Source organism: Pseudomonas nunensis (assembly GCF_024296925.1).
In the GTDB taxonomy this organism is placed as follows: Bacteria; Pseudomonadota; Gammaproteobacteria; order Pseudomonadales; family Pseudomonadaceae; genus Aquipseudomonas; species Aquipseudomonas nunensis.
This window is the reverse complement of record NZ_CP101125.1, coordinates 5,670,206-5,683,125: the sequence shown is the minus strand read 5'-3', so window position 1 is coordinate 5,683,125 and position 12,920 is coordinate 5,670,206. Positions and strand designations below refer to the sequence as shown.

Here is a 12,920-nt window from a genome sequence, read left to right as displayed (position 1 = left end):
ATACCGGTCTGGAACTAGGTGAAAAGAATGGCAGTTTAGAGGAAGAGTCCCGGACCCGGGCGACTTCCTTCGGGGAATCTGACGCCGACTTTGCCGATCTTGTTCCCGTCCATGACCGCAACCGTCCAAATGGTGTTATTCCACTCCACCTGGTCGCCCACAACTGGCGCACCGCCCACTTTCTGGGCAATGAAGCGGGCCAGGGACATGTCCGGATCGATGCCTTCGACTTTCAAGCCGTACAGCGCCGCAACCGCGGCCAGCTGGGCGTCTCCTTCGAGTACGAAGTCGCCGAAGAAACGCAGATCGAGACCCCGTTGCGGGGCCTGGCTGAAGAGTTTTCCGAGGGCCGTCAGGTTGTGTTCATGGCCGATCACGCAGAGCAAATCGTCGACTTCGAGCACCGTACTACCCGACGGATGGAGCAGTTGCTGGCCACGAAACAGGGCCGCGATCCGGGTGCCTTCGGGCATTTTCAGCTCGCGAAGCGGGGAGCCGATGCACCATTTCTCGGCACCGAGGCGATAAACGAACAGTTCCCACTCGCTGGTGACGTGGACTTCCAGGGCCGACCGGGAGATCGGCGCGGGCTCCGGCGGAACGGTGACTTTCAATAGCTTGGCGACCCACGGCAGGCTCGTGCCTTGTACCAGCAGCGACACCAGCACGATAAAGAACGCGAGGTTGAAGTAGAGCTGGGCGTGCGGCAGGCCGGCCATCAGCGGGAACACCGCCAGAATGATCGGTACCGCGCCGCGCAGGCCGACCCAGGCAATAAAGGCTTTTTCGCGACCGTGGAACGCTTTGAACGGCAGCAGACCGACCATCACCGACAGCGGCCGGGCAAACAGAATCATCCACAGCGCCAAACCCAGGGCGGGCAGGGCGATGGGCAACAAGTCATGCGGCGTGACCAGCAAGCCCAGCACGAGGAACATGCCGATCTGCGCCAGCCAGGCCATGCCGTCGAGCATGTGCAGAATGCCGTGACGGCTGCGCACCGGGCGGTTGCCGATCACCAGGCCGCACAGGTAAACGGCGAGGAAGCCGCTGCCATGCAAGGCGTTGGTCAGGGCGAAGATCAGCAGGCCGCCGGCAATCACCAGGATTGGATAGAGGCCGTTAGCCAGGTTGATGCGGTTGACCAGCTGCAACATGACCCAGCCGCCGCCGAGGCCGACGACGCCACCGATACCGAACTCACGCACTAAGTGCCCGAGCAGGCTCCAGTGCAGGCCGGTCTGGCCGCTGGCGAGCATGTCGATCAGGGTCACGGTGAGGAACACCGCCATCGGGTCGTTGCTGCCGGATTCGATTTCGAGGCTGGCGGTCACCCGCTCGTTCAGGCCTTTGCCACCCAACAGCGAGAACACCGCCGCGGCATCGGTGGAGCCGACGATGGCGCCGATCAGCAGGCCCTGGATGATGTTCAGGTTGAACAGCCAGGCGGCGGCCATGCCGGTCAGCCCGGTGGTGATCAACACCCCGACCGTGGCCAGCGACAACGCCGGCCATAACGCTACGCGAAAACTCGCCACCCGCGTGCGCAAGCCGCCGTCGAGCAGGATCACCGCCAATGCGAGGTTGCCGACCAGATAGGCCGTTGGGTAGTTATCGAAAATAATGCCGCCGCCGTCAACGCCAGCAGCCATGCCCACGGCCAGGATAATCACCAGAATCGGGATACCGAGGCGGGACGAAAGGGAACTCACCAGAATGCTCGCACCCACCAGCAACGCGCCGATCAAGAACAGGCTGTTGATGGTCGTCGCATTCAAAGGCAATACTCCAGAAAGCTGAAAGGCGGGCACAAACTGACCATGCAGTCTGCGTGCCAGCGATTCTAACCTGTTGAAATGTGATGCTGTCAAAAAGGTTTTGCAGATCAAAAGATCGCAGCCTCGTTTCACTCGACAGCTCCTACAAAGGATCTGCGTAAACCTGTAGGAGCTGTCGAGTGAAACGAGGCTGCGATCTTTTCGGCAGTGATGCGATCTTCGTTTAGAGGCTAAACCGCCCAACCATGTTGTTCAGGTCCAGCGCCAGGCGCGACAGCTCATTGCTCGCAGCACTGGTCTGATTCGCCCCGGTCGCCGATTGCACCGACAGATCGCGGATGTTCACCAGGTTGCGGTCCACTTCGCGAGCCACTTGCGCCTGCTCTTCCGCCGCGCTGGCGATCACCAGGTTGCGTTCGTTGATCTCGACAATCGCACTGTTGATCGTGTCCAGCGACATCCCGGCGCCACGGGCGATGTTCAGCGTCGATTCCGCGCGTTCGGTGCTGTTGCGCATCGAATCCACGGCGTGCTCGGTGCCGCTCTGGATGCTGCCGATCATGCGTTCGATTTCGCTGGTCGATTGCTGGGTACGGTGCGCCAAGGCCCGAACCTCATCCGCCACCACCGCAAAACCACGCCCGGCTTCACCAGCTCGGGCTGCTTCGATTGCCGCGTTCAGGGCCAGCAAGTTGGTTTGATCCGCCAAGCCGCGAATCACGTCCAGTACCTTGCCGATGTCGCGGGATTCGTTAGCCAGGTCGCCAATCAGCGTCGCGGTGCTTTGCACGTCGGCGCTCATGCGTTCGATGGCGCTGACGGTTTCCTGCACCAGGTCACGGCCGTCACCGGCGGAGGTGGTGGCGTTTTTCGAGGCTTCGGAGGTGCTCACGGCGTTGCGCGCGACTTCTTCCACGGCGCTGGTCATTTCGTTGACCGCAGTGGCAGCTTGTTCGATTTCGTTGTTCTGCTGCGTCAGGCCCCGGGCGCTTTCGTCGGTGACGCTGTTCAGCTCTTCAGCGGCGGACGCCAGTTGCGTAGCCGAGCCGGAAATCCGTTGCAGGGTGTCGCGCAGCTTTTCCTGCATCTTCGACATGGCGAGCAGCAAACGGCCTGCTTCATCTTCGCCATCGACGGTAATCGGACGGGTCAGGTTGCCCTCGGCGATTTCTTCGGCGGCGCTCAAGGCGTTGGCGATCGGCTTGGTGATGCTGTTGGTCAGCAGCCAGGCGAACAGCAGGGTCAGGCCGGTGGCGATGACCAACAGGGTGATAACCAGGTTAAAGGACGCCGAATACTGATCGCTCGCACCTTTATCCGTTTCGGCGATTTGCTGGGTGTTGATCTCCAGCAATTTCGCGAGGGCCTTGTTGACCGCTTCAGAGTTGGCCAGCAGTTCGGTGTTGAGCATTTTGCTCAGATCATCAATCTGATTGTTGCGCGACAGGCTCTTCATCCGGTCTTCGAGTTGACGGTACTGCGCCAGCAACTGCACGTACTGGTCATACGCCGCGCGTTCCTGCGGGCCGTCGATCAACGGTTCATAGACTCGTTGAGCATCACGGATCTGCTGGTTGCGCTGGTCGAACAGCTCCATGGTTTTCTGCTGCACGTCCGGTTCGCGGTTGATCAGCAAACGGTAGGACAGCACGCGCAGGCGCAGCGTCAGCTGAGTGAATTCGTCGAGGCTCTTGATGCTCGGCACGCTGGCGTTGGCGATGTCTTCACCGGCTGCGCGAATCTTGCTCATCTGGTTCAGGGAAAATACCCCCAGGATCAGCATCAGAGCGCCAATCAGGGCAAACCCGAGGAACGCCCGCGGGGCGATATTCATATTACGGAGGGACATGGTGTTTACCGGGAAAAGCGCATCCGTGCGGGGCTGAGACTGCTGTATGCATGGCTTATCGGTTCTACGACTAAAGTCTTGAGCCCCTGCGCGTATTTGTCGCACGCGTTTTCCGGCGACGAAGTGCAGGAACCAGATCTGCCAATCACAGTCTTTAAAACTCGCGAGGAAGGTCGCCCGTCAGGAAAATCAAGGCTTTGCGCCCCAATAACCCTGGCATCCGTGGTGACTTTTCTTTATCGTACGCGCCCTTTGAAAAAGCCTGGAAAATCAAAATGTTGGAAGCATCCCTGAGTCAATTGGAACAACTGGTCAGCGACCTGGTGCAACAGAACCAGAGCCTGCTCGGCACCAACCAGACCCTGAGCGCCGAACTGGCTCAGGCCAAGGATGAAAACGAAAGCCTGCAACTGAGCCTGATGGAACAGGAAGAGAAACAAGGCGCTACCGCCGCACGTATCCAGGCCTTGGTTGAGCGCGTCAGCGCCGGCCCTGTCAGCGCATGAATCAGGGCGCCGCAGGGGTAAAAGTCGTCTCGATCCTGGGGGAGGACTATTCGATCAAGGCGCCGGCCGGGGAAGAGCAGACCCTGCTGGACGCCGCCATGATGTTGAAGGCGGCCTTGGCCGACACCAAAAAGAAATACCCGACACTGATCGGTGATCGCTTGTTGGTACTGGCAGCGATGAATCTGTGCTCCCAGCAGATTGAAATGAAAAAGCAGCACCAGCAGGAACTCGACCGTTACCAAGAGCAAGTCAGCGCCACGGTTGAAGTGATCGCCAAGACGATCAATCAGGCCTGATCGGCTTTGAGCACAACCAAAGAATAAATTTGTCGACTGTGTTGTATACAATCGGCACGGCTGTTGCAGTGTTTCAGCCACTTATTCTTTGGGGGTGTTCCATGCAGTTCTGGCGACGCAGTATTCAATGGCAGTTGATCCTGAGTATGGGCACCGCCCTGCTGGTCAGTATTCTGATCGTGGTTGGCGTTTATACCCTGGTGGTCAACCGCCTCGCCCAGAGCTATCTGGTCGAACAGGCGCTGCCGTCGAGCATCGAAGCGATGCGCAACGACATCGAACGCATCCTCGTCCAGCCCCTCACCGCCGCCAAGGACATCGCCAGCAATAGCATGGTGCGCGACTGGTTGGCCGGGGGGGAAAACAGTGCCCAGACCGACACGTTCGTGAAGTATCTGGAAGGCATCCGCGCCGAGCACAAAGCCTTTACCGCGCTGATCGTCGGCACCGCTTCCAATCACTACCTTACGGAAAAAGGCCTGGATCGGACCCTCAGTCGTTCCAACCCCAAGGACGCCTGGTTCTATTCCTTTCTCGACAGCAACCAGCCGCGCACCCTCAATATCGACAATGACACCGCGACCGGAGAATTGGCGCTGTTCATCGACCTCAAGGTCGAGCAGGCCGGCAAAGTCGTGGGCGTTGCCGGGCTTGGGCTGAGCATGAAAGAGCTGTCGGAGCTGATCCACAACTTCAACTTCGGTGAGCGCGGCAAGGTCTATCTCGTGCGTTCCGACGGTTTGATCCAGGTTCATCCCGAGGCGCAATTCAGTGGCAAACGTACGTTGGCCGAGCAGATCGGAGCTCCGGCGGCGCAAGCGGTCATGGGTCACCTCTCTACCTCAAAAGCATTTGCCACCAACAGCACCTTTGCACGCGATGGTGAAGACTTTCTGGCGCTAAGTCTGCCGCTGCGCGATCTCGGATGGACCCTGGTGGCCGAAGTGCCACAGTCGCAGATCTACGCCGAAGCCCGCCGCGCCATGTGGATGAGCAGCGCAATCGGCCTCGCGGTGGCACTGGTGTGCCTGATGCTGGTGGTGTTGTTGGCCCGTGGGATGGTTCGACCGATCCGTCAGGTAACAGCGGCGCTGGTAGCTATCGGTAGCGGTGGTGGAGATTTGACCCACCGGTTAGATTCCAGCCGCGCCGATGAGTTGGGCGACCTGGCGCGGGGCTTCAATCGATTCCTCGAAAGTCAGCGCGACATGATCGGCGAAGTGCTGACCACCAGCGAACGTCTGCGCACCGCAGTCGGCCAGGTGGCGAAGGTGGTCGATAACACCGCCGAGCGTTCCGGGCGTCAGCAGGAAATGACCGACATGGTCGCCACCGCCGTTCACGAGATGGGCCTGACCGTACAGGAAATCGCCCAGAACGCCGGCAACGCAGCGGTCGCCTCGCAAACCGCGCGCGATGAAGCGCTGCAGGCCCGGGAAGTGGTCGGTGGTTCGATCCGCCATATAGAAAGCATGTCCGACGAAATCGGCGTCGCCGCCACGGCGGTGGGGGAGTTGGCGCATCAAGTCGCGTCGATCGATCAGGTGCTGGCAGTGATTCGCGGGATTTCCGAACAGACCAACCTGTTGGCGCTGAACGCGGCGATTGAAGCGGCGCGCGCCGGTGATATGGGCCGTGGGTTTGCGGTAGTTGCCGATGAAGTGCGGACGTTGGCGCGGCGGACTCAGTCGTCTACCGACGAGATTCAGCAGATGATCGGCAGCCTCAAGCAGGGTGCGGAAAATGCCGTGTCGTCGATGCATTCGGGGCAGGCGGCGACTGGCACTGGCGTTGAATCGAGCCAGCGCACCGGGACGTCGTTGACCGCGATTACCGGACAGATCGAGCGCATCAGCGACATGAACCATCAAGTGGCGACTGCGACGGAAGAGCAGTCGGCGGTGACCGAAGAGATCAATCGTAATGTGCAGGGGATTTCCGATCTGGCTCGGGCGACGGCGGGGGAAGTCAGGGCCTGTCGTGAGGATTGCCAGACGTTGCAGCGGTTGGCGGATGATTTGGCGCGGCAGATGGGTGGGTTCAAGTTGAGTTAAAAGATCAAGATCAACAGATCGCAGCCTCGTTTCACTCGACAGCTCCTACAGGTTTACGCGGATCCCTTGTAGGAGCTGTCGAGTGAAACGAGGCTGCGATCTTTTTGTGGTCGTTACGCCAATCTAAGATCGATCAAAACCACTCATCCTGCATCCCCAAACAAACATCATCCCGAGCCTCCAGAATCGCCAACTCATGGTGGCAACCCGGCACTTCCCACGTCAGGAAATACCGCGCCGCCTGCAGCTTGCCTTTATAGAAGCTCACATCCGCCGCATTCCCTTTCGCCAACCCTTCTTCAGCACGAATCGCCTGTTCCAGCCAACGCCAACCAATCACCGTGTGCCCGAACACTTTCAGGTACAGCGCCGAGTTAGCAAGACTGCTGTTGACCTTGCCCTGGCCCAGATCGGTCAGTAGGCCGATGGTCACGGTTTGCAGACGCGCCACCAGTTTTTCCAACGGCTCACGCAACGCAGTCAGCGATTCATACGCCTGAGCACGTTCGGCGGTGTTGGCGATCAGTCGAATCAATTGCTTGAGCCCGGCACCGCCGTTCTGCGCCAATTTACGCCCGAGCAAGTCCAGCGACTGAATGCCATGGGTGCCTTCATGGATCGGGTTCAAACGGTTGTCGCGGTAATACTGTTCCACCGGATACTCGCGGGTGTAACCGTGGCCGCCGAGAATCTGGATCGCCAGTTCGTTGGCCTTCAGGCAGAACTCCGATGGCCAGGATTTGACGATTGGCGTGAGCAAATCCAGCAACTCATGGGCCTGTTTGCGCGCCTCTTCGGTTTCCAGAGTCGTGGTGTCATCGAACAGCCGCGCCGCGTACAGCCCCAGGTCGAACGAACCTTCGACGTAGGCTTTTTGCGTCAGCAACATGCGTTTGACGTCCGCGTGCTGAATGATCGCCACCGGTGCGGTGTTCGGGTCCTTGCTGTCCGGCACGCGGCCTTGGGGACGTTCGCGGGCATATTCCAGCGAGTACAGATACCCGGCGTAACCAAGCATCACCGCGCCCATGCCGACGCCGATCCGCGCCTCGTTCATCATCTGGAACATGTAGCTCAAACCGTGGTGCGGCTTGCCCACCAGATAGCCGACACACTCGCCGTTATCGCCGAAGTTCAACGCGGTGGAGGTGGTGCCGCGCCAGCCCATCTTGTGGAACAACCCGGCCAGCAACACGTCGTTGCGCTGGCCGAGACTGCCGTCATCGTTGACCAGGAACTTGGGCACGATAAACAGCGAAATGCCTTTCACCCCGGCCGGTGCGTCCGGCAACTTGGCCAGCACCATGTGCACGATGTTTTCCGAGAGCGGGTGATCGCCACCGGAGATGAAGATCTTGTTGCCCTTGAGGCGGTAGGTGCCGTCAGACGCCGGCTCTGCGCGTGTACGAATATCCGACAACGACGACCCGGCGTGGGGTTCGGTCAACGCCATGGTGCCGAAGAAACGCCCATCGATCATTGGTTGCAGAAAGCGCTGCTTCTGCTCTTCGGTGCCGAAGCTTTCGATCAGGTTGGCCGCGCCCATGGTCAGGAACGGATATGAGGTCGACGCCGCGTTGGCCGACTGGAAGTGCGCAAAACAGGCCTGGGACAACAATGTAGGAAGTTGCATGCCGCCGGCGTCGAAACTGCGCGCGGCGTTGAGGAAACCGGCTTCGAGGAACGCATCCACCGCCGGTTTCACTTCAGGAATCAGAATCGCCTGACCGTTCTCATAGCGCGGCTCGTTCTCGTCGTTCTTGCGGTTATGCGGGGCGAAGAACTTCTCGGCAATGCTGCGGGCGGTGCCAATGGCGGCGTCAAACGTCTCGCGATTGTGCTCGGCGAACCGCTCACGCTGGGTCAGGCCCTCGGCATCGAGGACTTCGTACAGCTCGAAAGCCAGATTGCGGGAACTGAGCAACGTCTCGGACATGTCGGCCTACCTTTTTTTGGAATGGACCGAGTCTAGGCGTGGGAATAAAGGCTGAACAGGATGATTGATGAGCGTGATGGTGTGGTGCGGGCACCGCTAATCAAATGTGGGAGCGGGCTTGCTCGCGATGGCGGTGTGTCAGTCGACATCAATATTGACTGTTGCACCGCATTCGCGAGCAAGCCCGCTCCCACAAGGGTTTTGCATTCCAGGCGCCCATTGCGGGCGCCCGGCCTAATTGCGGTTTAACCGATAGTCATCAAGCTCGCATTACCACCCGCCGCAGCCGTGTTAACACTCAACGCCCGCTCAATCACCAGACGCTCCAGCGCAATGTTGGTCTCGCCCTGGGACAAGCCATGCACCCCGACAATCGCCCCGGCACGCTTGGCCACTTGCTGGCACACCGCCCGCAGTTGATCGGAATGGCCATGATGCAGAACCGCATCAAACACCACTTCGTCCTTGTTCCAGTCGGAAACCAGTTTGATCTTCGCCTGAATCTCCTTCGGCAGACGTGCGAACAATGCTTTGGTCACGTCTGCTTCCGGCCACACTGCCGAACCACCGACGGCCAACACCGCCGCCAGTTGCGTCAGCAGGTCGCCTTCGACTTCCGCCAGGCACAACACGTGTTCACGCGGCAGGATCGCGTAGCTATTGCGCTCGCCGGTCGGGCCGGCCAGAACGCGGGTGATCCCGCTTTGCGATTGTGCGGCGAACTGCACGCACAGGGTGCTCAGGTCGGCCAGTTGGTTGCTGTCGGCCCAGGTTTTCAGGGCGGTCAGCGACTTGCTCATGGCATCGCGCAAACGCACGTCCGGCGCAGCGATGGCATCACCGCGAGCGAAGGATTGTTCGATCGCATCCGTAGGACGTGTCGACAGCAGACGGTACAAGTACAGCGGACCACCCGCTTTCGGACCCGTACCCGAGAGGCCTTCGCCACCGAACGGTTGCACGCCAACCACGGCGCCAACGATGTTGCGGTTTACATAGACGTTACCGGCATTGACGTTGTCGATCACCTTGGCGATGGTCTCGTCGATGCGGGTGTGCACGCCCAGGGTCAGGCCGTAGCCGGAAGCGTTGATCTGGCCGATCAGTTGATCGATGTCTTTGCGTTTGTAGCGAACCACGTGCAGCACCGGGCCGAAGATTTCCCGTTGCAGTTCGTCGAAGCTTTCGAGTTCGATCAGGGTTGGCATCACGAAGGTGCCGCGTTTGACTTCTTCCCCGTCGGCGATGGCCACCTGATACACGTTGCGACCTTTGTCGCGCATGGCCTGGATGTGTTTCTCGATGCCAGCCTTGGCTTCGGCGTCGATCACCGGGCCGATGTCCACGGACAAGCGCTCAGGGTTGCCGAGACGGCATTCAGCCATGGCGCCCTTGAGCATTTCGATGACACGGTCGGCGGAATCTTCCTGCAAGCACAGCACTCGCAGTGCCGAGCAGCGCTGACCAGCGCTGTCGAACGCGGACGAAACCACATCGATCACAACCTGTTCGGTCAGTGCCGAGGAGTCGACGATCATCGCGTTCTGGCCGCCAGTTTCAGCGATCAGCGGAATCGGACGACCTTGTGCATCAAGGCGACCCGCGACGTTACGTTGCAGCAAGCGAGCGACTTCAGTCGAACCGGTGAACATCACGCCTTTAACCCGATCGTCACCGACCAAGCGAGCGCCAACGGTTTCGCCACGGCCCGGCAGCAGTTGCAGCACGCCTTCCGGAATCCCGGCTTCGAGCAGCAAACGCACGGCTTGAGCCGCCACCAGCGGGGTTTGTTCCGCAGGCTTGGCCAGTACCGGGTTACCGGCAGCCAGTGCAGCGGCGACTTGACCACTGAAAATCGCCAGCGGGAAGTTCCACGGGCTGATGCAAACCACTGGACCCAATGGGCGGTGGGCGTCGTTGGTGAAATCGTTGCGTGCCTGCACCGCGTAATAACGCAGGAAATCCACGGCTTCACGGACTTCGGCGATGGCGTTGGCGAAGGTCTTGCCGGCTTCGCGAGCCAACAGGCCCATCAACGGCTGGATTTCGCCTTCCATCAAATCGGCGGCACGTTCCAGGATCGCGGCGCGTTCGGCTGGCGGAGTGGCCTGCCAGATCGGACCCGCATTCAGGGCGCACTGAATGGCGTTGTCGACGTCTTCGACGGTGGCTTCCTGTACGTGACCGACCACGTCGCGCAGATCCGACGGGTTCAGTACCGGCGCAGGGGTTTCAGTGCTGGAGGCGCAACCGAGCATCGGCGCGGCTTTCCAGTTGTTGTGTGCGGTGGCCAACAACGCGCAGGACAGCGACGCCAGACGATGTTCGTTGGCCATGTCGATGCCGCTGGAGTTGGCGCGCTCGGCACCATAAAGGTCACGCGGCAGCGGGATACGCGGGTGCGGCAGGCCGAAACCGCCTTCCGCCGTCGCCATGCGCTCGATGCTGGCCACTGGATCGGCGACCAACGCCTGGATCGAGATGGACTGATCGGCGATCTGGTTGACGAACGAGGTGTTCGCGCCGTTTTCCAGCAGACGACGTACCAGGTAAGCCAGCAATGTTTCGTGAGTCCCGACCGGTGCGTACACACGGCACGGACGATTCAACTTGCCATCGGAAACTTTGCCTACAACCTGTTCGTACAGCGGTTCACCCATGCCGTGCAGGCACTGGAATTCGTACTGGCCGGGGTAATAGTTCTGACCGGCGATGTGGTAAATGGCCGACAAGGTGTGGGCGTTGTGCGTCGCGAATTGCGGGTAGATGACTTCCGGCACCGACAGCAGTTTGCGGGCGCAAGCGATGTAGGAAACGTCGGTGTACACCTTGCGGGTGTAGACCGGATAGCCTTCCAGGCCTTCGACCTGGGCGCGCTTGATTTCGCTGTCCCAGTACGCGCCTTTCACCAGGCGGATCATCAGGCGATGACGGCTGCGACGAGCCAGGTCGATCACGTAGTCGATCACATACGGGCAACGTTTTTGATAGGCCTGGATCACGAAACCGATGCCGTTCCAGCCCGTCAGCTGCGGCTCGAAGCACAGACGCTCGAGCAGATCCAGCGACAGCTCGAGGCGGTCGGCTTCTTCGGCATCGATGTTCAGGCCGATGTCGTATTGCTTGGCCAGCAGGGTCAGCGACAACAGGCGCGGGTACAACTCGTCCATCACACGCTCGTACTGCGCACGGCTGTAACGCGGGTGCAGTGCCGACAGCTTGATGGAAATGCCCGGGCCTTCATAAATCCCACGACCGTGGGAGGCTTTGCCGATCGAGTGAATGGCTTGTTCATACGAGGCCAGGTACTTCTGGGCGTCGTGCTCGGTGAGTGCGGCTTCCCCCAGCATGTCGTAGGAATAGCGGAAGCCCTTGGATTCAAACTTGCTCGCGTTGGCCAGGGCTTCGGCGATGGTTTCGCCTGTGACGAACTGCTCGCCCATCAGGCGCATGGCCATGTCGACGCCCTTGCGGATCATCGGCTCGCCGCTCTTGCCGATGATGCGGCTCAGGGACGAAGTCAGGCCGGCTTCATTATGGGTAGCGACCAGTTTGCCGGTCAGCAACAAGCCCCAAGTGGCGGCGTTAACGAACAGCGACGGGCTGTTGCCCAAGTGCGGATGCCAGTTGCCGGTGCTGATTTTGTCGCGGATCAGGGCGTCACGGGTGCCTTTGTCCGGGATACGCAACAGCGCTTCGGCGAGGCACATCAGCGCCACGCCTTCCTGAGACGACAGGGAAAATTCCTGCAACAGGCCCTGAACAATCCCGGCACGGCCGCCGGCGCTTTTCTGATTGCGCAGTTTGTCGGCAATCGAGGAAGCGAGCTTGTTGGTGGCTTCGGCCATCGCCGCAGGCAGACGTGCCTGTTCCATCAGCATCGGTACCACTTCCGGTTCCGGGCGACGGTAAGCAGAGGTGATCGAAGCGCGCAGGACCGATTGCGGCAGGATGCTTTCGGCGAATTCGAGGAAGCACTGGTGGGCGTGATCGGCATGCACTTCGCCAGCATCATCGGCGTCTTTGCCGGTCAAGCCACTCAGCTCGGTCAGGGTTGCACCACCCTCGAGTTTTTCCAGGTAATTGAAAATTGCCTGCTTGATCAGCCAGTGCGGCGTGCGATCAATCGAGGTCGCGGCGGCCTTGAGGCGCTCGCGGGTTGGGTCATCAAGTTTGACCCCAAGGGTGGTGGTAGCCATATTTTTATCCTCATGTTTGCCACGACCGCGTGGCATCAGCTGGCGGCAAGATTAGCTGTGCGCTGGTCGAGGTGCAACCGGGTGCAACCCTTTTTTTGTCGGAATAATAAGCGCCTCGTCAGGAATTAAATTCCGGTACGAACGTACCGCTCCTGCTTGGTGCTTTTACTTCTAGCAAACGCGCCTGACTGCCCCAAAAGGGAGCAAAAACAGGGCTTTTTCACGAAAATCAGGCTAGGTGCAACTTATTCTCAAGAAATGGGTTGCACCTGATTTGCGTTGTTGAATAGGATTCGCGC

Annotated in this window: 7 protein-coding genes and 2 pseudogenes; 4 read left to right on the top strand and 5 right to left on the bottom strand. The window is 59.9% G+C overall.

From position 1 onward, the window contains the following. Positions 1-35: 35 nt before the first annotated feature. From NK667_RS24930 to NK667_RS32895, 3 genes and pseudogenes are all read right to left on the bottom strand, one after another. Positions 36-1,778, bottom strand: coding sequence for a potassium/proton antiporter (locus NK667_RS24930; protein WP_054053202.1), 1,743 nt, complete (start codon positions 1,776-1,778; stop codon positions 36-38). A 223-nt stretch (positions 1,779-2,001) separates the two neighbouring features. Beyond that, on the bottom strand, positions 2,002-2,865 hold the full coding sequence (locus NK667_RS32900; RefSeq protein ID WP_375538996.1) for a methyl-accepting chemotaxis protein: 864 nt from the start codon (positions 2,863-2,865) through the stop codon (positions 2,002-2,004). Next, positions 2,857-3,612, bottom strand: a pseudogene (locus NK667_RS32895) (MCP four helix bundle domain-containing protein); the annotation flags it as partial. The gene NK667_RS32900 and the pseudogene NK667_RS32895, both read right to left, overlap by 9 nt. Positions 3,613-3,902: 290 nt before the next feature. Between NK667_RS32895 and NK667_RS24920 the strand changes: the two are divergent. From NK667_RS24920 to NK667_RS32940, 4 genes and pseudogenes are all read left to right on the top strand, one after another. Further along, positions 3,903-4,133 (top strand): hypothetical protein, encoded by a 231-nt coding sequence (locus NK667_RS24920; protein ID WP_054053207.1) that lies wholly within the window; start codon positions 3,903-3,905, stop codon positions 4,131-4,133. After that, a complete protein-coding gene (locus NK667_RS24915) occupies positions 4,130-4,432 on the top strand; it encodes a cell division protein ZapA (RefSeq protein WP_054053209.1) in 303 nt (100 codons plus the stop codon). Before NK667_RS24920 ends, NK667_RS24915 begins: the two co-directional genes overlap by 4 nt. A gap of 101 nt (positions 4,433-4,533) precedes the next feature. Further along, positions 4,534-5,619, top strand: a pseudogene (locus tag NK667_RS32945) (HAMP domain-containing protein); the annotation flags it as partial. Positions 5,620-5,640: 21 nt separating this feature from the next. Continuing rightward, on the top strand, positions 5,641-6,486 hold the full coding sequence (locus tag NK667_RS32940; RefSeq protein ID WP_446033160.1) for a methyl-accepting chemotaxis protein: 846 nt from the start codon (positions 5,641-5,643) through the stop codon (positions 6,484-6,486). A 133-nt stretch (positions 6,487-6,619) separates the two neighbouring features. Here the strand turns inward: NK667_RS32940 and NK667_RS24905 are convergent, their stop codons facing one another. Next, positions 6,620-8,422 carry an acyl-CoA dehydrogenase gene (locus tag NK667_RS24905; RefSeq protein ID WP_054616439.1) on the bottom strand — a complete coding sequence of 601 codons (1,803 nt, stop codon included), beginning with the start codon at positions 8,420-8,422 and terminating at the stop codon, positions 6,620-6,622. 245 nt (positions 8,423-8,667) lie between these two features. Then, positions 8,668-12,621 carry a trifunctional transcriptional regulator/proline dehydrogenase/L-glutamate gamma-semialdehyde dehydrogenase gene (putA, locus tag NK667_RS24900; RefSeq protein WP_054616438.1) on the bottom strand — a complete coding sequence of 1,318 codons (3,954 nt, stop codon included), beginning with the start codon at positions 12,619-12,621 and terminating at the stop codon, positions 8,668-8,670. Positions 12,622-12,920 lie beyond the last annotated feature (299 nt).